Origin of the sequence: uncultured Modestobacter sp., from assembly GCF_947486615.1 — a bacterium.
Classification (GTDB): domain Bacteria; phylum Actinomycetota; class Actinomycetes; order Mycobacteriales; family Geodermatophilaceae; genus Modestobacter.
Genome location: NZ_CANKUD010000004.1, coordinates 408,059 through 432,747 on the forward strand (window position 1 = coordinate 408,059; position 24,689 = coordinate 432,747).

24 protein-coding genes are annotated in these 24,689 nt (G+C 74.7%); 14 read left to right on the plus strand and 10 right to left on the minus strand.

Annotated features, from left to right (window positions below; genetic code table 11):
- Positions 1-3 precede the first annotated feature (3 nt).
- Genes Q1A09_RS10650 through Q1A09_RS10670 form a run of 5 tightly spaced genes read left to right on the plus strand, consistent with a single transcriptional unit; the run spans position 4 to position 5,243 of the window.
- A complete protein-coding gene (locus tag Q1A09_RS10650; RefSeq protein WP_299954485.1) occupies positions 4-708 on the plus strand; it encodes a Flp pilus assembly protein CpaB in 705 nt (234 codons plus the stop codon).
- Complete coding sequence (locus tag Q1A09_RS10655) at positions 705-1,883, plus strand: AAA family ATPase (protein WP_299954488.1); 1,179 nt, start codon at positions 705-707, stop codon at positions 1,881-1,883. Before Q1A09_RS10650 ends, Q1A09_RS10655 begins: the two co-directional genes overlap by 4 nt.
- Positions 1,880-3,421, plus strand: coding sequence for a CpaF family protein (locus Q1A09_RS10660; RefSeq protein WP_299954490.1), 1,542 nt, complete (start codon positions 1,880-1,882; stop codon positions 3,419-3,421). The genes Q1A09_RS10655 and Q1A09_RS10660 overlap by 4 nt, the downstream gene beginning before the upstream one ends.
- Positions 3,418-4,356 carry a type II secretion system F family protein gene (locus Q1A09_RS10665; RefSeq protein WP_299954493.1) on the plus strand — a complete coding sequence of 313 codons (939 nt, stop codon included), beginning with the start codon at positions 3,418-3,420 and terminating at the stop codon, positions 4,354-4,356. Before Q1A09_RS10660 ends, Q1A09_RS10665 begins: the two co-directional genes overlap by 4 nt.
- The gene (locus Q1A09_RS10670; protein ID WP_299954495.1) at positions 4,356-5,243 is read left to right on the plus strand and encodes a type II secretion system F family protein; all 888 of its coding nucleotides are present in this window, start codon (positions 4,356-4,358) and stop codon (positions 5,241-5,243) included. Before Q1A09_RS10665 ends, Q1A09_RS10670 begins: the two co-directional genes overlap by 1 nt.
- A 98-nt stretch (positions 5,244-5,341) precedes the next feature.
- On the opposite strand, the gene Q1A09_RS10675 is transcribed toward Q1A09_RS10670, so the two are convergent.
- From Q1A09_RS10675 to Q1A09_RS10690, 4 genes are all read right to left on the minus strand, one after another.
- Complete coding sequence (locus Q1A09_RS10675) at positions 5,342-6,472, minus strand: Cache 3/Cache 2 fusion domain-containing protein (RefSeq protein ID WP_299954497.1); 1,131 nt, start codon at positions 6,470-6,472, stop codon at positions 5,342-5,344.
- Between the two features lie 332 nt (positions 6,473-6,804).
- Positions 6,805-7,200 (minus strand): PPOX class F420-dependent oxidoreductase, encoded by a 396-nt coding sequence (locus tag Q1A09_RS10680; RefSeq protein ID WP_299954499.1) that lies wholly within the window; start codon positions 7,198-7,200, stop codon positions 6,805-6,807.
- A gap of 84 nt (positions 7,201-7,284) precedes the next feature.
- A complete protein-coding gene (locus tag Q1A09_RS10685; RefSeq protein WP_299954502.1) occupies positions 7,285-8,241 on the minus strand; it encodes a sensor histidine kinase in 957 nt (318 codons plus the stop codon).
- A 119-nt stretch (positions 8,242-8,360) separates the two neighbouring features.
- A complete protein-coding gene (locus tag Q1A09_RS10690; protein ID WP_299954503.1) occupies positions 8,361-10,463 on the minus strand; it encodes a SpoIIE family protein phosphatase in 2,103 nt (700 codons plus the stop codon).
- 230 nt (positions 10,464-10,693) lie between these two features.
- Here Q1A09_RS10690 and Q1A09_RS10695 point away from each other — a divergent pair, with 230 nt between their 5' ends.
- Positions 10,694-12,322: an APC family permease gene (locus Q1A09_RS10695; RefSeq protein WP_299954505.1), complete on the plus strand. Its 1,629-nt coding sequence runs from the start codon at positions 10,694-10,696 to the stop codon at positions 12,320-12,322.
- A gap of 82 nt (positions 12,323-12,404) precedes the next feature.
- On the opposite strand, the gene Q1A09_RS10700 is transcribed toward Q1A09_RS10695, so the two are convergent.
- Positions 12,405-13,964 carry a DHA2 family efflux MFS transporter permease subunit gene (locus Q1A09_RS10700; protein WP_299954507.1) on the minus strand — a complete coding sequence of 520 codons (1,560 nt, stop codon included), beginning with the start codon at positions 13,962-13,964 and terminating at the stop codon, positions 12,405-12,407.
- Between the two features lie 90 nt (positions 13,965-14,054).
- Between Q1A09_RS10700 and Q1A09_RS10705 the strand changes: the two genes are divergently transcribed.
- Entirely contained in the window at positions 14,055-14,651 is a 597-nt protein-coding gene (locus Q1A09_RS10705) for a TetR/AcrR family transcriptional regulator (RefSeq protein WP_299954509.1), read from the plus strand.
- Positions 14,652-14,797: 146 nt separating this feature from the next.
- Positions 14,798-14,980: a hypothetical protein gene (locus tag Q1A09_RS10710; protein WP_299954511.1), complete on the plus strand. Its 183-nt coding sequence runs from the start codon at positions 14,798-14,800 to the stop codon at positions 14,978-14,980.
- 120 nt (positions 14,981-15,100) lie between these two features.
- On the opposite strand, the gene Q1A09_RS10715 is transcribed toward Q1A09_RS10710, so the two are convergent.
- Positions 15,101-16,315, minus strand: coding sequence for a DUF2786 domain-containing protein (locus Q1A09_RS10715; protein ID WP_299954514.1), 1,215 nt, complete (start codon positions 16,313-16,315; stop codon positions 15,101-15,103).
- Between the two features lie 122 nt (positions 16,316-16,437).
- On the minus strand, positions 16,438-17,628 hold the full coding sequence (gene purT / locus Q1A09_RS10720; protein WP_299954516.1) for a formate-dependent phosphoribosylglycinamide formyltransferase: 1,191 nt from the start codon (positions 17,626-17,628) through the stop codon (positions 16,438-16,440).
- A gap of 98 nt (positions 17,629-17,726) precedes the next feature.
- Between purT and Q1A09_RS10725 the strand changes: the two genes are divergently transcribed.
- The 6 genes from Q1A09_RS10725 to Q1A09_RS10750 all read left to right on the plus strand — a co-directional run bounded on the left by Q1A09_RS10725 (position 17,727) and on the right by Q1A09_RS10750 (position 22,614).
- Positions 17,727-18,509, plus strand: a complete 783-nt coding sequence (locus tag Q1A09_RS10725) for an isocitrate lyase/phosphoenolpyruvate mutase family protein (protein ID WP_299954518.1) — start codon at positions 17,727-17,729, stop codon at positions 18,507-18,509.
- Between the two features lie 56 nt (positions 18,510-18,565).
- Entirely contained in the window at positions 18,566-19,093 is a 528-nt protein-coding gene (locus Q1A09_RS10730) for a DUF6226 family protein (protein WP_299954521.1), read from the plus strand.
- 23 nt (positions 19,094-19,116) lie between these two features.
- Positions 19,117-19,473, plus strand: coding sequence for a hypothetical protein (locus Q1A09_RS10735; protein ID WP_299954523.1), 357 nt, complete (start codon positions 19,117-19,119; stop codon positions 19,471-19,473).
- Positions 19,474-19,848: 375 nt separating this feature from the next.
- The gene (locus tag Q1A09_RS10740; RefSeq protein WP_299954525.1) at positions 19,849-20,487 is read left to right on the plus strand and encodes a bifunctional 2-polyprenyl-6-hydroxyphenol methylase/3-demethylubiquinol 3-O-methyltransferase UbiG; all 639 of its coding nucleotides are present in this window, start codon (positions 19,849-19,851) and stop codon (positions 20,485-20,487) included.
- A gap of 127 nt (positions 20,488-20,614) precedes the next feature.
- Positions 20,615-21,793 carry an acyl-CoA dehydrogenase family protein gene (locus Q1A09_RS10745; RefSeq protein WP_299954527.1) on the plus strand — a complete coding sequence of 393 codons (1,179 nt, stop codon included), beginning with the start codon at positions 20,615-20,617 and terminating at the stop codon, positions 21,791-21,793.
- 116 nt (positions 21,794-21,909) lie between these two features.
- Positions 21,910-22,614, plus strand: a complete 705-nt coding sequence (locus Q1A09_RS10750) for a response regulator transcription factor (RefSeq protein WP_299954529.1) — start codon at positions 21,910-21,912, stop codon at positions 22,612-22,614.
- 113 nt (positions 22,615-22,727) lie between these two features.
- On the opposite strand, the gene Q1A09_RS10755 is transcribed toward Q1A09_RS10750, so the two are convergent.
- The 3 genes from Q1A09_RS10755 to Q1A09_RS10765 are packed head-to-tail and all read right to left on the minus strand — an operon-like array spanning position 22,728 to position 24,657.
- Positions 22,728-23,546, minus strand: a complete 819-nt coding sequence (locus Q1A09_RS10755) for a response regulator (RefSeq protein WP_299954532.1) — start codon at positions 23,544-23,546, stop codon at positions 22,728-22,730.
- Positions 23,540-24,010, minus strand: coding sequence for a hypothetical protein (locus Q1A09_RS10760; RefSeq protein ID WP_299954534.1), 471 nt, complete (start codon positions 24,008-24,010; stop codon positions 23,540-23,542). The genes Q1A09_RS10755 and Q1A09_RS10760 overlap by 7 nt, the downstream gene beginning before the upstream one ends.
- The gene (locus tag Q1A09_RS10765) at positions 24,007-24,657 is read right to left on the minus strand and encodes a signal peptidase I (RefSeq protein WP_299954537.1); all 651 of its coding nucleotides are present in this window, start codon (positions 24,655-24,657) and stop codon (positions 24,007-24,009) included. The genes Q1A09_RS10760 and Q1A09_RS10765 overlap by 4 nt, the downstream gene beginning before the upstream one ends.
- Positions 24,658-24,689: the final 32 nt, after the last annotated feature.

A 24,689-nucleotide genomic window follows, 5' to 3' on the forward strand; every position in this document is an offset into this window, starting at 1 on the left:
ACCATGCGTCGTGTCCTCGCCGCTCTCGCGGCCCTCGCTCTGGCGGCCTTCGGTGCCGTCGTTCTGATCAGCTACGTCCGGGGCGCCGACGCCCGCGCGGAGGCCGGCGCCGTCCTGGTCCCGGTGCTCGTCGCCGCCGACGTCATCGAGGCCGGTACACCGGTCGAGGAGGTCGCGGACCTGGTGACGACCGCGGAGGTGCCCAGTCGGCTGGTCGTGGGCGGTTACGTCGAGGACCTCGCCGACGTGGCCGGCCTGACCACCACCACCAAGATCATCAAGGGTGAGCAGCTGGTGTTCGACCGCTTCGCCGACCCGTCCGTGCAGGCGGCCGTCGACGGCGAGGTCGAGCTGCCCGAGGGCACCGAGGAGGTCAGCCTCACCCTCGAGCCGCAGCGCGCGGTCGGTGGGGTGCTGGCCGCCGGAGACCTGATCGGGGTGTTCATCAGCCAGGGCGACCCGACCACCACCGACCTCGCGGTCGGCGAGGTGCTGGTGACCCGGGTGGACGGCGGCGACGCCGGGACGGCGGCACTGACCGGTGCCGCGCAGACCGTCACGGTCACCCTCGCCCTCACCCCGGCAGACGCCGCCGTGGTCATCGCCGGGATGGAGCGGAGCGCCGTGTGGCTCTCGCTCCAGGAGTCGGTCGCACCTGCCGACAACTCCCCGGACAGCAGCGCCACGACCACGGGAGCAGACCAGTGAGCACCGTCCTGACCATCGGTGCCGACGCCGACCTCGTCGCCCGGTTCGCCGAGGCCGGCGGCGGCGACGTCGTCGCCCTCGGGGTCGACGCGCTGGCGCAGGGCGCCCTGCTCCGCCACCTGGCCGGCCCGGATGCCCCGCAGCTGGTCGTGCTGGGGCCCGAGGTCCCGCTGGAGGAGTCCTTCGCCATCGCCGGGCAGGTCGACGGCGCGGCCCCGGACACCAGCGTCGTCGTCGTCGCCTTCGCCGACCCCGAGCTCTGGCTCGAGGCCATGCGCGCCGGCGTCCGCGACGTCCTCTCCCCGCACGCCGGGCCCGCCGACGTCGCCGCCGTCCTGGAGCGGGCAGCCGCCCGGGCCGAGACCCGCCGGGTGGCGTCCACGGCCGTGAGCAGCCTGCCCGACCGCCGGGTGGTGGTCGTCGCCTCGCCCAAGGGCGGGGTCGGCAAGACCACCGTCGCCACCAACCTGGCCATCGGCCTGGCCGCCGCCGAGCCGGGCTCGACCGTGCTGGTCGACCTGGACGTGCAGTTCGGTGACGTCGCCAGCGCACTGGCCCTGGCGCCGGAGTTCACCCTCCCGGACACCGTGCGCGGCGCGGCCGGCAACGACCCGCTCGTGCTCAAGACCTTCCTCACCCGGCACTCCTCGGGCCTGCACGTCGTCGCCGGCAGCGACTCACCGGCAGCAGGCGACGCGGTCACCCCGGCCGAGGTCGCCCGCCTGGTCGACATGCTCAGCGGTGAGTTCCGGTACGTGGTGCTCGACACCGCCCCGGGGCTGACCGACCACACGCTGACCGCCCTGGAGCGGGCCACCGACCTGGTGCTCATCGGCAGCATGGACGTGCCGGGGGTGCGCGGGCTGCGCAAGGAGCTCGACGTGCTCGGCGAGCTGCAGCTCGTGCCCGCCGGCCGCCACCTCGTGCTCAACGGCGCCGGCTCCTCCGGTGGCCTGGCCCTGGCCGACGTCGAGCGGACCGTCGGTGCCCCGCTGGACCTCGTCCTGCCCCGGCACGACGCCGTCCCGCTGTCGACCAACACCGGCGTCCCGCTGCTGGTCAAGGGCGGCAAGGACCCGGTCACCCGCGGCCTGCAGTCCCTGGTCGCCCGGCTCGCACCCCAGACCGCGGCCGGGCAGGGCCGGCGCGGACGCCGCCGGGCCGGTGCCCGGTGAGCCTCAGCGCCCGCCTCGCCCTGGTCCGCGGTGCGGCCGCGGGGCAGCCCGACGACGCCGGGGCCCGGCCCGAGGACGACGTCGTCGTCCGGGTCGTGGGCCGCCCCGCCCCGCCGCCCACGGGGCTGGCGTCCCGGCTCGCCGGCACGACCGGCAGCCACGCCGACGCCGCCGCCCGCCCGGCCGGCGTGGACACCCTGACCCAGCTCAAGGACCGGGCCAGCCGCGCCCTGTTCGAGCGGCTCGGCGGCAAGCTGTCCGACGCCGACATCCCCGACGAGCAGCTGCACGCCCTGGTGCGCGCCGACCTCCAGCGGGTCATCGCCCACGAGCCGACGCCGCTGTCGGCGGAGGACCGGCGGCGGCTGATCCACGAGCTCACCGACGAGGTGCTCGGCTACGGGCCGCTGCAGCCGCTGCTGGACGACCCGGACGTCACCGAGGTGATGGTCAACGGCCCGGACACCGTCTACGTCGAGCGCAGCGGCCGCATCGTCCGCACCGCCGCCGGGTTCGCCGACGAGCAGCACCTGCGCCGGGTCATCGAGCGCATCGTGTCCCGGGTCGGGCGGCGGATCGACGAGTCCTCGCCGCTGGTCGACGCCCGGCTGCCCGACGGCTCCCGGGTCAACGCGATCATCCCGCCGCTGGCCTTCAGCGGGTCGTCCCTGACCATCCGCAAGTTCGCCCGCCGGCCGCTGGAGATCGGCGACCTGATCGCCGGCGGCACCCTCAGCGCGGACCTGGCCGAGCTGCTGCGCGCCTGCGTGGCCGCCCGGCTCAACGTCATCGTCTCCGGTGGCACCGGCACCGGGAAGACGACGCTGCTCAACGTGCTCTCCTCGTTCATCCCCGAGGGCGAGCGGATCATCACCATCGAGGACGCCGTCGAGCTGCAGCTCCAGCAGGAGCACGTCGTCCGGCTGGAGTCCCGCCCGGCCAACATCGAGGGCAAGGGCGCGATCAGCATCCGCGACCTGGTGCGCAACTCCCTGCGCATGCGCCCGGACCGGATCATCGTCGGCGAGGTCCGGGGCGGGGAGAGCCTGGACATGCTGCAGGCGATGAACACCGGCCACGACGGCTCGCTGTCCACCGTGCACGCCAACTCCCCGCGCGACGCCGTCGCCCGGCTGGAGACGCTGGTGCTGATGGCGGGCATGGACCTGCCGCTGCGCGCCGTGCGGGAGCAGGTCACCTCCGCCGTCGACGTCATCGTCCAGGTCTCCCGCCTGCGGGACGGCAGCCGGCGGATCACCCGGGTCACCGAGGTGCTCGGCCTGGAGGGCGACACCGTCACCCTGCAGGACGTCTTCGTCTTCGACCACACCGCCGGCAGCGACAACGCGGCCGGCAGGGACTCCGCGGCCGGCAGCGAGCAGGACGGCCGTGAGCAGGACGGCCGGGAGCCCGGCCGGGCGGTGCCCACCGGCATCCGGCCGCGGTTCCTCGAGCGGTTCGCCGAGCGCGGGGTCACCGTGCCGCCGCGGGTGCTCGGGGTGCCGCACCTGGCGCCGGTCCGGGGGAGCGGGCGGTGACCCCGCTGGTCTGGGCCGGCGTCGCCGCCGCCGCCCTCGCCCTCGCCCTGCTGGTCGTGCTGGTCGCCGTGCCGCGGCGCCCCCGGGTGGAGATCACCCGGCTCGACCCCACCGCCGCACCGGCGCTGCGCGGCCGGCCGGCGCTCGCCGCAGCGGGGCACCGGCTCGGTGACCGTGCGCTGCGCCGGCTCGGACGCCGCGACGCGCTGGCTGCCGCGCTGGAGCGGGCCGGCGTCCACCGCTCACCGGCGCAGGTGTTCGGCCTGGTCGTCGCCGGCGCGCTGCTGGGCGACGTCGTCGGTGGCCTGGCCTCCGGCCTGCTGGGCGGGCTGCTGCTCGCCCTGGTCGCCCCGCTGGCCGCCGTCCTCACCCTCGAGGTGCGCAGCCGCCGCCGGCGGACCGCCTTCGCCGAGCAGCTGGACGACACGCTGCGGCTCATGGCCAGCAGCCTGCGGGCCGGGCACAGCGTCCTCCGGGCGCTGGAGGCCGTCTCCCACGACGGCGCCGTGCCCACGTCCGAGGAGTTCGCCCGGGTGCTCAACGAGGTCCGGGTCGGCCGGGACGTCGTCCTCGCGCTGGACGAGGTCGCCGAGCGGATGCGCAGCGACGACTTCGGCTGGATCGCCCAGGCCGTGGCCATCCACCGCGAGGTCGGCGGCAACCTGGCCGAGGTGCTCGACCGGGTCGGCGCCACCGTTCGCGACCGCGGCCAGCTCCGCCGCCAGGCCCAGGCGCTGTCGGCGGAGGGGCGCGCCTCGGCCGTCGTCCTGCTCACGCTGCCGGTCGTCGTGGGCGGGGCGATGGCCCTGGTGTCACCGACCTACATCGGCCGGCTCGTGGACGACGCCACCGGGCTGGCGCTGCTGGGCACGGCCGCGCTGCTCATGGTCGTCGGCGCGCTCTGGGTGCGCCGCGTCGTGACGGTGACGTTCTGATGCCCGCGCTCGTCTGGATCGCCGTCGCCGCCCTCGTCGTCCCGGTCGCCGCGCTGGCACAGGTGACGCTGACCCGGTCCGGGAAGGCCGGGGTCGTCGCCCGGCAGAACCTCACCCGCGGCCTGGTCACACCCGCCTTCGAGGTCGGCACGCTGGAGGCGCGGGGCACCGGCGCCGGCGCCGTCCTGCGCGCGCTGACCCCCGAGTCGGCGGCCCGCCGGATCCGCCGCATGATCGACGTCGCCGGCCGCCCGGCGACCTTCACGATGACCCGCGTGCTCTGGGCCAAGCTGGTGCTCGCCGCCGCGGCGGCGCTGATCGGCGGCCTGGTGCTGCTCGAGGCGCCCGGGCTCCCGGCCGGCCTGGTCGGCGTGCTGGCGGTGGTGGCCGCCTACCACCTGCCCCAGGCCGCGCTGTGGGGCCGCGGTCAGGAGCGGCGGCAGGTGATCGGCCGCGAGCTGCCCGACGTGCTGGACCAGATGACCATCGCCGTGGAGGCCGGGCTCGGCTTCGAGGCCGCGCTGTCCCGGGCGGCGACCACCGGCCGGGGCGCGCTCGCCGAGGAGCTGGTGCGCACCCAGCACGACATCGCCGCCGGCCGGCCGCGGCGCTCGGCCTACGAGGCGCTGGCCGCCCGCACCCGGGCCCCCGACCTGCGGCGCTTCGTCGGCGCGGTCAACCAGGCCGACGTCTACGGCATCCCGCTGGCCGACGTGCTGCGGGTGCAGGCCGACGAGATGCGGGTGAAGCGCCGTCAGCGCGCCGAGGAGCAGGCGATGAAGGTGCCGGTCAAGGTCACCTTCCCGCTGATGGTGTGCATCCTGCCGGCGCTGATGATCGTGGTCGTCGGTCCCGCCGTGCTCGGGCTCATCGAGTCCTTGGGCTGAACCGCCCGGGTGGCGACTGGGTCCTCGGGTGGCGATTGGGTCCTCGGGTGGCGACTGGGTCCTCGGGTGGCGACTGGGTCCTCGGGTGGCGACGCTGGTCAGAGCGCGTCGATCGGCAGGCCCACGTAGAGCATGCCGATCAGCTCGCCGGTGGGGGACTGCACCCCGGCGTAGGCGGTGAAGTAGGGCTTGCCGGCGACGGTGGCCGGGCCGGTGTACATCTGCCCGCCCAGCACCGTGGCCAGCACCGGGTTGGGCGAGCCGGTGACGTCGGTGCGGGCCAGGTACGTGCCCACGTTGCGGCGCCCCTGCGGGTTCACCACGGTGGTCGCGACGCGCACCATGCTGCCCTCGGCGTCCAGCCGCTGGAACAGCGTGCAGCTGCCGCCGACCGCGGCCACCACGTCGTCGACCAGCCGTGAGGGGCGGTTCGGGTCGTCGTTCCAGGGCAGCGCCGCACCGCCCAGCAGCAGCTCGGGCAGCTGCGCGGAGTGCGCAGCACCGCTGACCTGCTCCTTCACGGTGTGCGCGCGCAGTTCGCCGCCGAGCTCGGCGCCGCCCTCGTCGTCCAGCAGGTCCTGGGCCAGGGTCAGCGCGCGGCGCACGTAGACCAGCCGCTGGCTGTCGGCCAGCTGCGCGACGGCCTCGGTGATCCGGGCCGAACCGCTGGCCGCCCGGTCGACGCTGTCCACCACCCGGTCGGCGGCGTCCCGCTGCTGCTCGACGGCAGCGGCGATGGAGTCCTGCGCCTCGGCGATCGAGCCGAGCGTGCCGCTGATCCGCTGGATGACCTCGACGGCCTGCCGGGTCTCGGCCTGCACGGCGCCGATCTGGGCGCCGATGTCCTCGGCGGCCTGCGCCGTCCGGCCGGCCAGCTGCTTGACCTCGTCGGCCACCACGGCGAAGCCGCGGCCGACCTCGCCGGCCCGCGCGGCCTCGACGTAGGCGTTCAGCGCGAGGAACCGGCTCTGCTGGCTGATCGCGGAGATCAGCTGCACGATCTCGGTGATCGCCGCGCTGGCGTTCTGCAGTGCGGTGATCCGCTCGTCGACGGCCTGCGCGTCCTGCACCGCGACCTCGGCGATCGAGGAGGCGCGGCTGGTGCTGGCCGAGATGTCACCGATCGCGGCGCGCAGCTCGGCGAGGGACTCGGCCGCCTGGCGCGAGGTGTCGGAGACCTCCCGGCTGGCCTGGGACAGCACCCCGGCCTGCTGGGCGGCGGTCTCCATGCTGGCGTCCTGCTCGACCCGCCGGTGCGGCCGCGGCGCCGATGCGGAGCGCTGCTGCGGCACCTCGACCGGCCCCACCGGCTCGGGAACCGCAGGGGCAGTGCTCCGTGTGGCTGGCCAGCGCACGAATCGACTCCTTCTCCGGGCACGCACCGCGAGCGACGCCCGACGTGGGGTGCGGGCCGCCGGGGCGTCGTTGCCGGCCGGCGGGCGCCGGGCGATCGTAAGCGGGTTCCGCCGGTGAAACCGCAGGTGAGCCGGGACTCGCCGGGAGCGCATCCCCCGAGGGGGGCGGTACGCGGCCGTGGGAACGATGCCGCGCGGATCCCGCGTCAGCCCTGCGGCGAGCTGACCCGATCGGCGGCGATGGTGACGACCAGCCGGGTCTGGTCCCGTCCGCCGAACCACGGGTAGGGGCCGCCGAGGTACTTCTGCGCCAGCCGGTCGATGTGCTCGGCGGCGCCGTCCGCGGTGATCGAGACGACCCGTCCGCGCACCGCGTAGTACCGAGAGACGTCGTCCGGGTCGGCGACGTTGAGCGCCACCCGGGCGTCCCGCTCCATGTTCCGCACCTTCTGGAAGCCGGCGACGGTGTTGATCACCAGGTGCGTGCCGTCGGTGTCCACCCAGGTCTGGGTCATCTGCGGGGCGCCGTCGGGCATCAGGGTCGCCACGAAGCAGGGGCTGGGGCGGCGGAGCAGGTCGAGCAGTCCGGCAGGCAGGTCCACGGTCGTCCTCTCGGGAGCAGATCGGTCGCGGACGACCCTGTCACGCCCCGCTGTCCAGCGTGCGTGCGCCGCACGGGAGCGGGGTCAGTGCAGGGCGGTGGTCAGCCGGACCGTCAGCCCGGCACCGTCGTCGACGACGTCCACGTGGTCGCACAGCTGCCGGGCCAGCCACAGCCCCATGCCCCCGCGGGAGAGGTCCTCGCCGTGGGCCGGGCCGTAGCCGGCGAAGGGGTCGTCCATCCCGGTGCCGCCGTCGCTGATCGTGCAGACCACCCGGTCGGCCGACGCCCACAGCCGCAGCTGCACCGGCGGGCCGCCGTGCCGGACCGCGTTGGAGCTCATCTCGTCGATGGCCAGGTGCAGGTCCTCGAGCCGGTCCCGGTCGCCGCCCAGTGCGGCCAGCCGCTCGCCCACCGCATGCCGCAGCCCGATGTAGTCGCGCACGTCGACGACGTCCAGCAGCGGCTCGGTGCGCTCCAGTGGCTCCTCCGGCGTGGGGAGGCCGCGCAGGAAGCCGGCCGGGTCGACGAAGTCCGGGTTGGCCAGCCGGCCCGCACCGGTCACCAGGTGCGGGTGGGTGCGCAGGCCGGTCGCGACCACCTCGTCGGGGAGCACCCCGGTGTCGTAGGTGCACAGCCCCCAGATGCCGCACGGGCGCAGCACCTCGTTGACCGCGGCTTCGTAGCGCTGCCACTCCAGCCAGTCCCGCGGCGTCGCGCCGAAGTCGGTCTGGCCGACGATGCGCACGTGCTGCGGCTCGTCCCCGCCCCACCGGTCGGCGAGCCGGCGCAGTGCGGTGATCGCGGCCGGCGTCCGGCCGGGGTGGACGTCGGCCTGGCTGAGCACCTGCAGCCGGTCGTGCGGGCCCAGCGCGTCCTGCAGCAGCGCCGCCGTGGGCTCGTCGGTGGCGATCACTGCGACCTCGCCGGCGTCCAGCCCGGCGCGCAGGAAGGGCACCGCGCCGGCGGCCAGCTCCTCGGGGCTGCTGTGCAGGATCAGGTCGTGGACGTACCGCGAAGGGCCCCGCTCGGTCGTGGTCACGGTGGAGCTCCCTCCGGTCGTCGTGGTCCGACCTGTGCCGGAGTGCCGGGCCCACGGTAGGCCGACCGGTCGCGGCACGCTGAGCGTGGCTGCCGGTGGACGTCCGCCGGGCCGTCCGTTCACGGGGTGGCCGGGTCCGCCGGCACGCCATCGGGCACCCGGTTCGGGCCCGCCTCGGCCGGCCGCGGCCGGTCCTGGCGGTGCAGCCGGACGGCGACCAGGGCGACGTCGTCCTCGGGCCGGCCGTCGACCAGCCGCTCGATCAACGAGTCGCACAGCTGCTGCAACGGCAGGCCGGCCAGGTCGGCCAGGTGGGTGCGCAGCCGGGCCAGACCGGCGTCCAGGTCGCTGTCCCGGCGCTCGATCAGCCCGTCGGTGTAGAGCAGCACCGTCGTCCCCCGGTCGAGGGTGACCACCTGCTCGGTGCGGGTGACCGTCGGGTCGACGCCCAGCAGCAGGTCGGCCTTCCAGTCGGCCAGCACCACCACGTCGCCCGCCGGGTCGATCGCCAGCGGGGGCAGGTGACCGGCGTTGGCCCACACCATCCGGGTCACTCCGCGCGCGAGCTCGTCCTCGGTCTGCTCGAACCGGGCGATCGCCGCGGTGGCCAGGGTGTCCAGCTGCAGCACGGTCATGGCGGCGTCCAGCCCGCGCAGCACCTCGGCCGGGCCGGCGTCGCTGTAGGCGGCGATCCCACGCAGCAGGCCGCGCACCTGGCCCATCGCGGCGGCCGCCGCGGTGTCGTGCCCGGCCACGTCGCCGATCACCAGCATCGTCGCGCCGTTGGGCTGCAGGAAGGCGTCGTACCAGTCGCCGCCGACCCGGGCGGCCTCCACGGCCGGCAGGTAGCGCACCACGATCTCCGCGTGGTCGGGCTCCGGCGGGTCGGTGAGCAGGCTGCGCTGCAGCCCCTCGGCCAGGGCCTGCTGCTGGCCGTAGAGGCGGGTGTTGTCCAGCGCGAGCCCGGCGCGGTCGGCGACGTCCTGGGCGGTGGCCAGCTCCTCATCGGTGGGCTCCCGGCCGTCCTCGAAGTAGAAGGTCAGCAGGCCCAGCGTCCGGCTCCGGCCGCGCAGCGGCAGGGCGACCACCCGGTCGGGGGCCAGCTCGGTCAGCAGGTCGCGGGCCTCGCCGGGCTGCAGCATCTGCAGCAGTTCGTCCCGGGTGGCGGTCGCGCGCTCACCGTGCCGCATCGACCAGACGGCCGGTGCGGACGCCGGCAGGGCCTGCAGTCGCAGTGTCGAGTACCGGGCGACCCGGGCGGCGACCGGCGGGTCGGGGTGCCACGAGCCCACGTCGGTCGGTGACCCCGTCGACGGGTCGAGCACCGAGACGATGCACCAGTCGGCGAGGGCGGGGACCAGGATCCGGGGGAGGGTCGCGACCGCGGCCCCGGCGTCCAGGGTGGAGGCCAGTTCGGAGCTCACCTGGGCCAGCAGCGCCAGCCGGCGGGCGGACCGCTCGGCCTGCTCCTGCGCCCGGCGCCGCTCGGTGACCTCGATGAAGTAGACCGACAGCCCGTCCGGCGTCGGCCAGGCCCGCAGCTCGTACCAGCCGTCCAGCGGCGCCGGGTAGTGCGCATCGAAGGCGACCGGCTCACCGGTGACCACGGCCTGCCGGTAGCTGTCCTCGAAGACGCTGTTCACCGCGGCGGGGAAGGCGTCCCAGATGACCTGGCCCAGCAGCTCGTCGCGGTGCCGGCCCAGCAGTCGCTCCGCCTCGGCGTTCACCGCGGCGAACCGCCACTGCGCGTCCAGGGAGTAGAAGCCGGCCGGCATCGCCTCCAGCACCCGGCTGACCCGCGCCTCCTCGGCCACCTCCGCGGTGACGTCGTAGGCGACCCCGATCACCCGGGTCGCCCCGCCCTCCGGGCCGCCGAGGGCCTTGCCGCGGGCGGAGATCCACCGGGTGTGCCCGCCGGGCAGCACGATCCGGTACTCGGCCTCGTACTCACCACACGTGTCGACCGCGCCCTGCAGGGCGTCGGTGACCCGGGCCAGGTCGTCGGGGTGCAGCCGGGTGTTGAACGCCTCGATGCTCTGCGCGAAGGTGCTCGGGTCGTAGCCGAACATCGTCATCAAGCGCTCGTCCCAGACCAGCCGGCCACTGCGCAGGTCCCAGTCGAACGTGCCGATCCCGGCGGCGTCGACGGCCAGCTGCGCGCGCAGTCGAGCACCCTCGAGGTCCTCGTCCCCCAGGCCGCCGACCGATGTCGGCTCCACCACGGCCACCCACTCCACGCATCGCCCGGCTGCTGCGCCGGAGGTAGACGACCGCTGACTGCTGAACGGCCCGCAGGGAGTTATGTCACGCGCAACAGGGTGGCGGCAAGCACCTCGACGCAGATCACGTCGCCGTTTCCCGGCTGGTGGAGGTCCGGTGCGCGGGTGGTCACCGGGCTGTGCGATAAACCGTGCCATGACTGCGCGTCCGGTCCCCGCATGACCACCACCCCATGAGCACCGCGTCCTCCGCGCCGGTCCGGGTCGAGGGCGCCGCCGTCGACAAGGGCCTGAAGAGCGGCGCGCTCGGGTTGGTCTCCTCGATCGTGCTGGGCGTCTCGTCCACCGCGCCGGCCTACGCCCTGGCGGCGACGCTGGGCTTCGTCGTCATCGCCGTCGGGGTCGACGCGCCGGCGATCATGGTGCTCGCCTTCGTGCCGATGTGGCTGATCGCGGTCGCCTACTCCGAGCTGAACAAGCGCGAGCCCGACTGCGGGACGACGTTCACCTGGGCCGCCCGCGCCTTCGGGCCGCGCACCGGCTGGATGGGCGGCTGGGGGATCATCGCCGCCGACGTCATCGTGATGGCCAACCTGGCCCAGATCGCCGGCTCCTACGGCTACCGGCTGCTCGGGCTGGACGGGCTGGCGGAGAGCACCTTCTGGACGACGGTCGCCGGCGTCGGCTGGATCGCCCTGATGACCTGGATCTGCTACCGCGGCATCGAGCCGACCGCGCGGCTGCAGATGGTGCTGCTGGCCATCGAGGTCGTCGTCCTGGTCGCCTTCGCCGCCTACGCGCTGGTCAAGGTGTACGGCGGGACGGCGCCGGCGGGCTCGCTCACCCCGTCGCTGTCCTGGCTGTGGCCCTCGGGCGTCAGCTGGACGGCGATGACCGAGGCGGTGCTGCTGGCGATCTTCATCTACTGGGGCTGGGACTCCGCGGTCGCGGTCAACGAGGAGACCGCCAACCCGACCCGGTCCCCGGGGCGCGCGGCGATCATCTCCACGGTGCTGCTGGTCGGCATCTACACCGTGGTGTCGGTGGCCACCGTCGCCTTCGCCGGGGTCGGCACCGAGGGCATCGGGCTGGGCAACGAGGCCAACGCCGAGGACGTGTTCGCCTCCCTGGGGGCCACGGTGTTCGGTGGTGGCGTCTTCGGGCACACCTTCGAGGCGCTGCTGATCATCTCGGTGCTCACCTCGTCGGCGGCGTGCACCCAGACGACGATCCTGCCCACCGCCCGCGGCTCGCTGTCCATGGCCGCCTACGGTGCGCTGCCCCGGTCCTTCGCCCGGATCCACCCGCGGTACTTCACGCCGACGGTGTCCACGGTGTGGATGGGCATCGTGTCGATCGCGTTCTACGTCGGCCTCACGCTGGTCAGCGAGAACGTGCTGATCGACTCGATCACCGCCACCGGCATGCTGATCGCCTTCTACTACGGGCTCACCGGGTTCGCCTGCGCCTGGGAGTTCCGGCGTTCACTCCACTCGGTCCGCGACGTGCTGATGCGGCTGGTGCTGCCGCTGCTGGGCGGGCTGTTCATGCTCGCCGTCTTCGTGCTCGCCTGCCTGGAGTACGCCGACCCCGAGTACGGCGAGACGGTGCTGTTCGGCGTGGGCGGGGTGTTCGTGGTCGGCGTCGGCTCGCTGGTGCTGGGCCTGGTGTTGATGGTCGTCTGGAACGTGGTGGCCCCGGCGTTCTTCCGCGGCGAGACGATGCTGCGCGGTACCGGCGACCTGGTGCTGGACCGGGCCACGGCGACCGTGGCGCTGCCGGACTCGCAGGAGGGCACGGTCATCGCCCCCGACCGGTCGAACCTCCCGCCGGGCCGCGAGCCCTGGGACCCCCGCGCCTGAGGACACCGGGTCACCTGATCACCGGCTGTCCCCCGCACCAACGCTGGTGCGGGGGGACGGTCGTTGCTGCGGGAGGACGTCGTCAGGCGAGGGACGCCGCGGGCTCGTCGCTGGCCGCGGGAGCCGGCTCGGCGGTGCGGTGCTGGGCGGGCAGGAACGCCAGGACGACGGCCGCGCCGACCGCGCTCGTCGCGGCGCACACCCACGAGCCGGCCGTCACGCCGTCCAGGAAGGACTGCTGGACCGCCGCCAGTGCGCCGTCGGGCAGCCGGTCGGCCACCGCCAGCCCGGCGAAGACCGAGTCCGCCGCGCTCTCGGCGGCCTGCGCGGGGGCGCCGGCAGCGGTGAGCCCGTCGACGACGGCCGGGCCGTAGACCGTGCTGAGCACCGAGCCGACGACGGCGACGCCGAGCGTGCCGCCCACCTCCCGCACCGTGTCGTTCACCGCGGAGCCGGCGCCGGCCTGGTCGCCGCGCAGCGCGCCCATCACGGCCTCGGTGGCCGGGCTGGTGACCAGGCCGAGGCCGGCGGCCATGAGCACCATGGAGAGCACGATCCGGCCCCAGTAGTCCGACTCCAGCGTGGTGCCGGTGGCGACGACGAACCCGGCGGCCATGGTGGCCAGCCCGGCGGCGACGACGAGCTTGGTGCCGACCGCCCGCATCGCGACGATGGCCAGCGGCGCGGTGACGCCGATGACGGTGGCGAAGGGGAGCGTGGCCAGGCCGGCGGTGAGCGTGCCGTAGCCGCGGACCGACTGGAGGTACTGGGTGATCATGAAGATGAACCCGAACAGGCTGAAGAAGGCCAGCGCGATGGCCCCGCTGCCGACCGACACCCGCGGGTCGCGGAACAGCCGGACGTCCAGCAGTGGCTCCGCGGTGCGCAGCTCGTGGACGACGAAGCCGGCGAGCACCAGGGCCGCGACGGCGTAGCCGCCCAGGGTGGTCACCGAGCTCCAGCCGTGGCCGGGTGCCTCGATCGTCGTCCAGACCAGCAGGCCGATGCCGAGCACGGAGGCCGCGGCGCCGACCAGGTCGAAGCCGTGCGCCCGGGCGGAACGGGACTCCGGCACGAGCAGGCGGCCGGCGACCAGGGCGACCGCGGCGATCGGCAGGTTGACCAGGAAGACCGAGCCCCAGGCGAAATGCTCCAGCAGCAGGCCGCCGGTGACCGGGCCGATCGCCACCGACAGGCCGGTGACCGCGGACCAGACGCCCAGCGCGGTGGCGCGCTCGCGGCGGTCGGTGAACGTGGTGACCAGCAGGGCCAGGGTCGCCGGGTAGATCGCCGCGGCGGCCACGCCCATCGCCGCGCGGCCGGCGATGAGCTGGTCGGTGCTGGTGGCGGCCGAGGCCAGCGCCGAGGTCAGCGCGAAGCCGACCAGCCCGGCCTGCAGCACCCGGCGCCGGCCGAACCGGTCACCGAGCGCCCCGCCGAGCAGCAGCAGCGCGGCGAAGGCCAGCGTGTAGCCGTCGACCACCCACTGCAGGTCGCTGGTGCTGGCCGACAGCTCGCGGCTGAGGGTCGGCAGCGCGACGTTGACGATCGTGTTGTCGATGCTGACCAGCAGCACGGACAGGCAGAGCACGGCGAGCACCCACCACCGACGGGTGGCGGGTGCGGGCGGGGGAGTGGTCATCACGGCCTCCGAGACGTAGAACGGTGTGCCACAACAGTAGAACGACGTTCTATGAACGGGCAAGCCTGATCGGTGCAGGAGGATGAGGTCGTGACGGATGTCAGGCCCGGTGCCGGGCGCACCCCCAGCCGCGCGGTCGAGCAGGCACTGGTCGACGCGGCCGAACAGGTGCTCGTCCGCGACGGACTGGGCGCGGTGACCGTGCGGGCGGTCGCCACCGAGGCCGGGGTGGCGCCGATGGGCGTCTACAACCGATTCGGCAGCAAGGACGGCCTGATCTCCGCGGTGCTGGTGCGCGGCTTCGACGGGCTGCGTGCGGCCGTCAGCCGGGACGACGACCCCGACCCGGTCGCCCGGCTGCTGGCCAGCGGGCGCAACTACCGGCGGTTCGCCCTGGGCCGGCCGCAGCACTACGGCGCGATGTTCGGCGGGCGGCCGCTGCCCACCGAGGGCGCCGAGGAGCTGCTCGCGCACGCGACGGCGGCCTTCGAGGCGCTGGTCGACCACGTCCGGTACGGCATGGCCCGCGGCGCGCTGCGCGAGGGCGACCCCCTGGAGACCGCCCAGGTCATCTGGAGCTCGGTGCACGGGGCGGTGAGCCTGGAGCTCGGCGGGGCGGTGCTCACCCCCGACCCGGCGGCCACCTACGAGTCGTTGCTGCAGCTGATCGTCGCCGGCCTGCGCTGACGCCCCTCCCGCGAGGGCGGTGCCGGCCTGCGTCCCCGATGGCGAGGGCGGGGGGACCTCCCTCGTCCGGGGTGGGTGCGGCCCCGCCGGTCACTTCAGGAACTCATCCGTCCTGCCGACCCCTGGAGAGACGAAAGGGGCCGGTCATGATGACTCTGGCGTGCAGTGCGGTGGCTCAGGCGGCGATGGCGGCGACGACGGCGTCGCTGGACGACACCTCGGCCGAGTCGCTGATGTTCGTGGCCGGGTGGCTCACCACCGCCACCGACCTGACCCAGCAGGCGATGCTCATCCGCGAGCTGGGCTCCACCTTCGACGTCCTGATCTGAGGAAGGACCCCCTTCCTCCCCACCCCTCGCAGGCTCGGGGCGGGGCCCTGGAAGGGGGCCGGGGTCAGCGGCGCTGGGCAGCGCTCGCGATGAGCCCATGCAGGGGGCCGTTCCAGCCCCTCACCCGGGCAGTGCCCGGCGGCCGGAGCCGCTGCCGAGGTCGGCGTCGTCGGCGGCCCGCCGGCCGGCGTGCCAGCCGGCCGGGTCGACCGTGCTGCCGCCCCGGCGGCGCAGTGACGGGAACAGCTCCTCGACCGCCCGGTCGACCGCGGCCGACCGCTCGGCGAGCACCGGGGCGAGCTCGGCGCCGTAGTCGGCCCGCGCCTCGGCGGTCGCCGCGTCGCGGGCCTGGGTGAGCCGCTCCTCGACCCGCTGCGCGTAGGAGTACAGGAAGCCCCGCCGGAACGGGGTCGAGCGGGCCCGTGCGCCGCCGGCGCGCGCGGCCTCGGCCAGTGCCCGGGCGGCCTGCAGCAGCAGCGAGGTGACCAGCAGCTCCACCAGGTCCACGTCGTCCCGGAAGCCGACCAGCGTGGCGATGCCGACGGAGGGCAGCAGCACCACCCGCACCCCGTTGGCGTTGCCCACGGCCTGCACCACCGCCGCCTTCGCCTCGGTGTGCGGGTCGTCCAGGTGCAGCCGCCGGGCCGCCACCCCGCCGGAGGACGCCCGGCCCTCCCGCTGCGCCAGCACCGCGGTGTCGATGGCGTGCCGGGCCATCAGCGACTGCGCCTTGGCGGTCAACGCCTCGGCCTCCTCGGTGAACTCGGTCGACTCCGCCTTGGCCAGCAGCGAGCGGATCCGGTGCAGCACCTTGCCGTCGGCCTCGCTGCCCGGCGCCTCGACCGGCCACGACAGGGCTGACCAGCCGCTGGGCGGGGGCACCAGCTGCTCCAGCCGCGGCAGCGAGCGGAACAGCCCGATCACCCGCAGCACGTCCCGCCAGGCGGCGGCCGGCTGCACCCGCTCGCCCTGCCACCACGCGGTGACCGACCGCGGCCCGGTCGGCAGGGCGGCCAGCTGGGCGGCCCAGGCCTCCGGTGCCGCGCCCGCCGCGGCGGCCGCCTCCGCGGCGACCACCGCCGCCACCAGCCGGGCGCCGCGCTGGCTCACCCGGCGGCGGGCGGCGTGCACGACGTCCGCCGGCTGCCAGCCGCCCTCCCAGAGCCGGGGCAGCGCCTCGGTGAGCACCTGCTGGGCCTGGCCGTCGCTGTCCACCCCGTCGTCCCGGCGGACCAGCCGGGCGACCACCGGGTCGAGCTCGGCGGCCTGCACACCGGGCTCGGCGGCGAGCCGGCCACCGGCCAGCAACAGCATCCGCACCTCGTCGGCGGTCATCGGTGGTCCTCTCCTCGTGCGTGCGGGGTGCCCGACCAGCCTGACGGCGGCACGGGACGGCCGCGCCGGTGACCGGTCGGCTGTGGACCGGACGCCCCGTTGTGGACGCCGGCGCCCGCGCCTCAGGCGCGGGGGCGCACCCGGGAGGCCGCCTCGCGGGCGGTGGCCCGGGCCGCGTCGACGTCCTCGGCGCGGGCCAGCGCCACGCCCATCCGACGGCGGGTGAAGCTCTCCGGCTTGCCGAAGAGCCGCAGGTCCACGCCGGGGAGCGCCAGCGCCTCGTCGACCCCGTCGAAGACGACGCCGGTGGCCTCGACCCCGCCGTAGACGACCGCGGACGCACCGGGGTTGCGCAGCGACGTGTCCACCGGCAGCCCCAGCAGGGCGCGGGCGTGCAGCTCGAACTCGTTCTGCCACTGCGTGGTCATCGTGACCATGCCGGTGTCGTGCGGCCGCGGGCTGACCTCGGAGAACCACACGTCGTCCCCGCGCACGAACAGCTCCACGCCGAACACCCCGAGCCCGCCCAGCTCGGCGGTCACCGCTGCGGAGATCGCCTGCGCGCGGTCCAGCGCCACCGGCGACATCGGCTGCGGCTGCCAGCTCTCCACGTAGTCGCCGGCCTCCTGGCGGTGCCCGATCGGGGCGCAGAAGCCGGTGACGGTCTGCCCGTCGCGCACCGAACGCACGGTGAGCAGGGTGATCTCGTAGTCGAAGTCGACGAAGCCCTCGACGATCACCCGGGTGCCGGCGACCCGGCCGCCGGCCATCGCGTACTGCCAGGCGGTCTCCACGTCGTCCGGGCCGTCGAGCTTGCTCTGCCCCTTGCCGGAGCTGGACATCACCGGCTTCACCACGCACGGGAAGCCGACCTCCCCGGTGGCCGCCCGCAGCTCCTCCAGCGAGTCGCAGAAGCGGTACTCGCTGGTGGGCAGCCCGAGCTCCTCGGCGGCGAGCCGGCGGATGCCCTCGCGGTCCATGGTCAGCCGCGCCGCCCGGGCGGTCGGCACGACGCGGGTGCCCTCGGCCTCCAGCTCGACCAGCGTCTGCGTGGCGATCGCCTCGATCTCCGGGACGACGACGTCGGGCCGCTCGGCCTCGATCAGCGCCCGCAGCTGCGCCGGGTCGCTCATGGTGATCGTGCGGGCGTGGTGGGCGACCTGGTGGCCGGGGGCGTTCGCGTAGCGGTCGACGGCGATGGTCTCCACCCCGAGGCGCTGCAGCGCGATCAGCACCTCCTTGGCCAGCTCACCGCTGCCCAGCAGCAGCACGCGGGTGGCCGAGGGAGACAGCGGGGTGCCCAGGGAGACCATGCGGACAGGCTAGAGAGGCGCCGGCGGGAGCACGGAGCGGCCACCGTCACGGCCGGAACCCGCCGGTCAGCGCGCCGTCCCGTGGCTACGTTGCTCCCGTGACCGACCTCGCCACCCGCGCCCGCACCCTGCTCGACCTGCACACCGCACCGGAGCCGCTGGTGCTCGCCAACGTCTGGGACGTCGTCTCGGCGACCGTCGTGGCCGGCAGCCCCGGCGTCCGGGCGCTGGCCACGGCGAGCCACTCGATCGCCGCGACCTTCGGCCACGAGGACGGCGAGCAGCTCCCGCTCGACGTGCACCTGGACATGATCGCCCGCATCGCCCGGGCCGTGGACCTGCCGCTGTCGATGGACATGGAGGCCGGCTACGGCGACCCGGGGGAGACCACCCGCCGGGCGATCGGGGTGGGCGTCGTCGGCGGCAACCTGGAGGACCAGCTGCGGCCGCTGGACGACGCGGTCGCCGCCGTCGAGGCGGTGCTCCGCGCCGGGCGGGACGCCGGGATCGACTTCGTGCTCAACGCCCGCACCGACGTCTTCCTGCTGGCCGACGCCGCCGCCGACCGGGGCGCGCTGGTCGCCGAGGCGGTGCGCCGCGGGCAGGCCTACCTGGCGGCCGGCGCCCCGGTGGTGTTCGTGCCCGGCGCGGGGGACCGGGCGGAGATCGCGGCCCTGGTCGACGGGCTGGGCCGCGGGCGGGTCTCGCTGATGAGCGTCCCCGGGGTGTCGCCGTCGGTGCGGGAGCTGGCCGAGCTCGGCGTCGCCCGCGTCTCCACCGGGCCGTTCACCCAGCGGGTGGCGCTGACCGCGCTGCAGGACGCCGTCGTCGAGCTGGTCGCCGGCGGCACCCTCCCGGCCGGCACCCGTTCGCTCAACTGACCGCACCGCTGGGAAAGGGCAGGACGGCTCGGCCGCGAGAGCCCTACCGTGCCGGCATGGGTGATCGCTGGGGGCCGGACGGACCTCCGCCGGAGGCGTACAGCCGGGTCACCGATCCGCAGCGGTACGCGGGCCTGCACGACGTCGCCGACCGGTTCGTCACCGTTCTCGCCGAGCGGTACGACGTCGCGGTGACCGACGAGCCGGCGTCCGGGGCGCTCGGGGTGCGCGCCGTCCGGTTGCACCCCCGGTCCGGTGGGGGCGCCGATCTGGTGGTCGTGCACACCGAGTTCGGGGTGCGGCTGCGGGCCGGGCGCTGGGTGGAGGAGTCGTTCCCGCACTGCGGCTGCGACGCCTGCGACGAGGAAGCCGAGGACCTCGCCGAGGAGCTGGGGGACTTCGTCACCGACGTGGTGCGCGGCCGGCTCGCCGAGGAGCTGACCAGCGGATTCCGGAAGGGCACGCTCGCGGTAGGGCGGCCGCGATCGGCCGGGAACCGGTCGCTGAGCCGCGACGATGTCCGGCGACTCGGACCCCCGGGACGCCACGAGTGGTCGCCCTGGCCGGAGCGGGGCGGTCGGTGACGCCGCCGTCCACGGGTGGGCCTGTGACGGTCGTCGGCAGCCGGGAGCGCCGGCTGCCCGCACCGCCCGCCGTCGTCCGGCGGTCGCTGGCCGAGCCGCACCAGCCGGGCGCCCGGCCCTGGCTGGCGCTGACGGACGACGAGGTGGAGCCGGTGGTCATCGACGACGGGACGCCGGATCGGCTGGCGTGGCGGTCGTTGTGGCCCCGCCGTCCCGATCTGGTGCTGGCTTTCGAGCTGCGGGCGGCGGGCGCGGAGACGGCGCTCCGCTGGACGCTGACCGCCGTGGGGGAGCCGCCCGACGCGAGCCTCACCGGGCACCTGCGGCACCGGGTCAACCACCTGCTGTGGTCCGACCTGCGCCTCTCCTACGGACAGTGAGCCGCAGCGAGCCGTCCGTCGAGTGACAGCCCAGCGGGCTCCCCGGCGCGCGGACCCCCGCTGAGCCGTCACTGGGCGAGTGCTGCCCCTCCCACCCCGCGCGGTGCGCGGCGAGGTCCCTTCGAGTGACAGCTGAGCGGGCTCATCCGGTCCGCGTGTCCCCGCTGAGCTGTCACTCGGCGACGGGCGGCAAGGGGCGAGGTGGGACACGCTCGGTGGCTGGGGTGGGAGCTCGGGCGGAAGATCGGGGGCAGGGCGTCGATGACGACGAGAGAGAAGGCGCCGCCGACATGAGGGACTGGCGGCGGTGAGGGCGCGCACCGGTGACCCGCCACCCCGCCCGTCCCTCGCCGCCGAACGGAGGGCTGATGCCGGGTGAGCGGGACGAGCTGGGATCACAACGCCTGGTATCACCGGACGCTCCTAGGGCAGCTGCCACCGGGCAGCCGGCGGGTGCTGGACGTGGGCTGCGGTGCCGGTGCGCTGGCCCGAGAGCTCGCCACTCGGGTGCCCCAGGTCGATGCGCTGGACGCCGACCAGGCGATGGTGGCGCTGGCGCGGCGCAGCGCCCCGGCCAACCTCGATGTCTTGCACGCCGACGTGCTGGCGGCCGAGCTGCCGGCGGGGAGCTACGACGCAGTGCTCAGCTCCAGCGTCCTGCACCACCTGCCGTTGTCCCCGGCACTGACCACGATGGCCGGCTGGCTGCGGCCGGGCGGCGTGCTCGCCGCGGTGACCCTCCCGCGGGTCGACCTGCCGCGCGACCTCCCCGTGGAAGCGGCCGCCGTCCTCGGGCACCACGGCCTCGGCGCCGTCTTCGCGGCAGGACGGAGGCTGACCGGGAGACCACTGTTCGACCACGAGCCGATGGGCAGCGACATGCCGATGCGCGACCCGGAGCTCACCACCCGGCAGGTGCGGGCCGCGGCGGCCGCCGTGCTGCCGGGCGTCCGCGTGCGCCGGCTGTTGTTCTGGCGATTCGTCCTCACCTGGACCAAGCCGTTCACCGGGTGACGGCCGATGTCCGCCGCACCTCACTCGGCAAGGGGTGAGGTGGGCCACGCTCGGTGGCTGGGGTGCCGGATCGGGCGGAGCATCGGGACCACGACGTCGACGACGACCGAGGAAAGGCACCGCCGCCATGACCGACCTGCTCCTGCCCGCTGACTTCTTCGCGTTCCAGAGCCTGCTGCCCGACGACGAGCAGAAGGAGCTGATGGCGCTCCGGGAGTTCCTGGAGTCGGAGGTCAAGCCGCACGTCAACTCCTCGTGGGCCGCCGCCGAGTTCCCGCACGACCTGATCCCGAAGTTCGCCGAGGCCGACATCGTGGGCCGCTCCTACGACTGGGACGGCCGCCCCCGCGCCTCCCGGCTGTTCACCGGCTTCCAGGCGATGGAGCTCTCCCGGGTCGACCCGTCGATGGCCACCTTCCTGGGCGTGCACAACGGCCTGGCGATGGGCTCGATCATGATCCTCGGCTCCGAGGAGCAGCGGCAGCGCTGGATCCCCTCGATGATGCGGATGGAGACCATCGGCGCGTTCGGGCTCACCGAGCCCGAGGGAGGCTCCGACGTCGCCCGCGGCATGCGCACCACCGCGCGCCGGGACGGCGACGAGTGGGTGCTCAACGGCGCCAAGCGCTGGATCGGGAACGGCACCTTCGCCGACGTCGTGGTGGTCTTCGCCCGCGACGAGGCCGACGACCAGGTCAAGACCTTCGTCGTGGAGAAGGGCACCCCCGGCTTCACCGCCACCAAGATCGAGGACAAGTTCGCGCTGCGCACCGTGCAGAACGCCGACCTGACCTTCGCCGACTGCCGCATCCCGGCGGGCAACAAGCTCGAGGACGGCAACTCCTTCAAGGACGTCAACAAGGTGCTCAAGGTGACCCGCGGAGGGGTGGCCTGGAGCGGCGTCGGCTGCCAGCTGGGCGCCTACGAGGTGGCGGTGGCCTACGCCAAGGAACGGCACCAGTTCGGCAAGGCGATCGGTTCGTTCCAGCTGATCCAGGACCTGCTGGCCCGGATGCTGGGCAACGTCACCGCCAGCCTCGGGATGACGGTGCGGATCGCCCAGCTCCAGGAGACCGACGACCTGCGGGACGACCAGGCCGCGCTGGCCAAGCTCTACGTGACCAGCCGCGGCCGGGAGACCGTCGCCATGGCCCGGGAGCTGTTCGGCGGCAACGGGATCGTGCTGGAGAACGACGTCATCCGGTACTTCGCCGACGCCGAGGCGCTGTACTCCTACGAGGGCACCCGCGAGATGAACACCCTCATCGTCGGCCGCTCGATCACCGGGATGAGCGCATTCGTGTAGCTCACCCCTTCGGGGCGGTGCACCCGCCCACGGCTGGAGAGACGACCACCGGTTGACGATCACCAGGAGGTACGCCGGAGTGGCGTGCCTGCTGTGATCAGTCGTTGGGAGGGGTCGTGTCGGGTCAGTCCGTGCTCGTCGTCGAGGACACCGACGAGATCCGTGAGCTCGTCGTCACGGTGCTCCGCCGCGCCGGGATGGACGTGCGGGAGGCCACCACCGGTGCCTCCTGCCTGGCCGAGGTGCGCCGCGAGGCGCCCGACGTCGTCGTCCTGGACCTCGGCCTGCCCGACGCCGACGGCACCGAGGTGTGCCGACAGCTGCGCTCCGAGACCGACTGCTACGTGCTGATGCTGACCGCGCGGGCGGAGGAGGTCGATCTGCTGATCGGTCTCGCCGTCGGGGCGGACGGCTACATGGCCAAGCCGTTCTCACCGCGCGAGCTGGTGGCCCGGGTGCAGACGATGCTCCGCCGGCCGCGCACCGTCGCGGTCCCGGAGCCGCGCACGCCCCTGGAGGACACCGTCCAGCGGCTGGCCGACCTCGAGGTCGACCCGGACAGCCGCGAGGTGCGGGTGGACGGCGCGGCCGTCGACCTGACCCGCACCGAGTTCGACCTGCTCGCCGCCCTCGTCTCCCGGCCCGGCCGGGTGCTGCAGCGGGAGACGCTGCTGCGCGAGGTCTGGCAGACCGACTGGGAGGGCAACCTGCGCCTGGTCGAGGCCCACATGTCCAACCTGCGGCGCAAGCTCGCTGCCGCAGGGTTGAGCCACCCCGAGATCAAGACCGTCCGGGGGGTCGGCTACCGCTTGGTGGCCTGAGGAAGGTCAGGACCGAACCTGGTCCTGAGAGGGACAGCTGCATCCGACGACGAGGCCCGGCCCCCCACACGGGGAGCCGGGCCTCGTTGTCGTCGCCCCGTGCGGGGCCGTCGTCAGGCGGCCAGGTCCCGCCGGCGGGCGAGCATCCGTCCGGTCGCGGCGTCCACCGCGTGCAGCATGCCGGCCAGCTCGGCGCGCCCGCCCCACGCGTCGGCGGCGAAGGCCAGCTGGCCGTGCCGGTGGACGTCGTCCCGGCGGCGGGCCGGGCGGGCCAGCCCGCTCAGCTCGGCCAGCCGGCCGTGGGCCATGATCCCGCGCCGGGCGTCGGCGGCGATCGCCTGGCAGAGGTCGGCGACCGCCGGGTGCCCCAGCTGGCCCGAGGGGCCGGCGAGGGCCTGGGCGGCGCTGGCCACGGCGCGGGGGTCACCGGACCGCACGCCCCGGGCGATGGCGGACAGCCGGGTCGGCAGCGCGTCGTCGTACATGCCCTGCAGCCGGTCCATCAGGTCGGCGTCCTGGTCGGCGTCCTCCAGGTCCTCGACGTCCACGAGGTCCAGCGGCGCGGCGACCGGGGCGGCGCTCCGGTCGCGCAGCAGGTCCAGCACGAGGCGGACGTCGAACGGGGCGGTCAGGCAGGCGAGGGCGCCGGCGGCCGAGGCGGCGGCGCGCAGCTCGTCGGTGGGCTCGGGGGTGACCATCAGGAAGCGGGCGGTGCTGCCGGCGGCGCGCAGCTCGCTCAGCAGGGCCGGGCCGCTGTCGGCGCCGGTGACGCCGGCGGCGGTGACCACCAGGTCCACCGTGAGGGAGGCGCTCAGCCAGCGGGCGTCCTCGGCGTCGCCGGCCTCGTGGACGCCCCAGCCGGCCAGCTCCAGCAGGCCGGTGACCTGCTGCCGTGCGGCGGGGGAGGCATCGATGACGAGGGCGGTCAGCACGTCACTGGTCCTGTCTCTGCGGGGACGGAGGTCCAGCCGTAGCTGGTGAGGGTGGTGATGCGGATCCGGATGCCCTGGTCGGCGTAGGAGCCGTCGATGTCCTGGGCGAAGCTCGTCGTCCCGGGGCTCAGGGTGGCGATCGGCTGGGTGCTGCCGTCGCGGAAGACGGCGGTCAGCTGGTAACCGGTGACCCCGCGGGTGGTCGCGCTCGGCCGCCAGGAACCCCGTCCGTGCAGGGTGCGGGTGGTGTACGAGCGACCGTCCCACTGGTTGTAGTAGGTGGTGGTGGTGCAGTAGGTGCCGGCGGTCGACAGCCGGGTGACCGGCGCGACGGTCAGCGTGCTGGCGTCGACGGTGGTGGCGGCCCGGGCGGTGAAGGAGGCCTGGGCGGGGGAGATGGTCAGCCCCAGCACGGTGGCGAGGGCGACGGCGAGGAGCAGCAGGCTGCGGCGGATCCCGGTCATGCCCGGACACCCTCGGTGTCGTCGTTCTCGTCGACCTTCACCGGCCGCCAGATGGAGAGCAGCAGCCAGCCGGCCAGCAGGGCCGGGGCCCCGTAGACGAGCGCCTGGCTCACCACGGGGGTGCGCAGCACCTGGATGGCGTTGCCGATCTCGGGGATGACCGCCTGCACCTGGTAGGCGGTGTCACCCTGCAGCGTGGCCTTCCACGGGTCGACGGCCTCGTTCGCGTCGCCCTTGGTCTCGACCGTGACCGCCCCGTCGGCGCCGTGCTCGACGGAGACCACGCGGTGGCTGACCAGACGGTGGTCGTCGATCGGGATGTGGTAGGCGATGATCATGCCCACGGCGACCTCGTCGACCGGCAGCGGCGTCACGATCGTGACGTCACCCGGGTCGATGGCCGGGGACATGCTGCCGGTGAGCATCGTCATCGTCCGGTAGTCCAGGACGTGCGGCCCGACGGCCAGGACGCCGAAGGCCAGGACGGCGACGGTGACCACGAGCCGGAGCAGCCAGCGGCCCACCAGGCGAGCCGCACGCGTCCCGAGACCCGCGGTGCGGGGCTCCAGGACCAGCTGACGTGCGGGACGGTGCGCGATCGCGATGTCCGTGGTGCGGGCCAGCGGTGCGAGCAGGGCGGTGGTCATGGCGGGTCCTCCGGTCAGGGGTCAGTGGGTGG

Coding starts and splice junctions, on each gene's coding strand:
- Q1A09_RS10650 (WP_299954485.1), top strand. CDS start 4: ATGCGTCGTGTCCTCGCCGCTCTCGCGGCCCTCGCTCTGGCGGCCTTC.
- Q1A09_RS10765 (WP_299954537.1), bottom strand. CDS start 24,657: ATGACCACCGCCCTGCTCGCACCGCTGGCCCGCACCACGGACATCGCG.
- Q1A09_RS10730 (WP_299954521.1), top strand. CDS start 18,566: ATGGGTGATCGCTGGGGGCCGGACGGACCTCCGCCGGAGGCGTACAGC.
- Q1A09_RS10675 (WP_299954497.1), bottom strand. CDS start 6,472: ATGGAGACCGCCGCCCAGCAGGCCGGGGTGCTGTCCCAGGCCAGCCGG.
- Q1A09_RS10745 (WP_299954527.1), top strand. CDS start 20,615: ATGACCGACCTGCTCCTGCCCGCTGACTTCTTCGCGTTCCAGAGCCTG.
- Q1A09_RS10695 (WP_299954505.1), top strand. CDS start 10,694: ATGAGCACCGCGTCCTCCGCGCCGGTCCGGGTCGAGGGCGCCGCCGTC.
- Q1A09_RS10670 (WP_299954495.1), top strand. CDS start 4,356: ATGCCCGCGCTCGTCTGGATCGCCGTCGCCGCCCTCGTCGTCCCGGTC.
- Q1A09_RS10715 (WP_299954514.1), bottom strand. CDS start 16,315: ATGACCGCCGACGAGGTGCGGATGCTGTTGCTGGCCGGTGGCCGGCTC.
- Q1A09_RS10700 (WP_299954507.1), bottom strand. CDS start 13,964: ATGACCACTCCCCCGCCCGCACCCGCCACCCGTCGGTGGTGGGTGCTC.
- purT (WP_299954516.1), bottom strand. CDS start 17,628: ATGGTCTCCCTGGGCACCCCGCTGTCTCCCTCGGCCACCCGCGTGCTG.
- Q1A09_RS10760 (WP_299954534.1), bottom strand. CDS start 24,010: ATGACCGGGATCCGCCGCAGCCTGCTGCTCCTCGCCGTCGCCCTCGCC.
- Q1A09_RS10710 (WP_299954511.1), top strand. CDS start 14,798: ATGATGACTCTGGCGTGCAGTGCGGTGGCTCAGGCGGCGATGGCGGCG.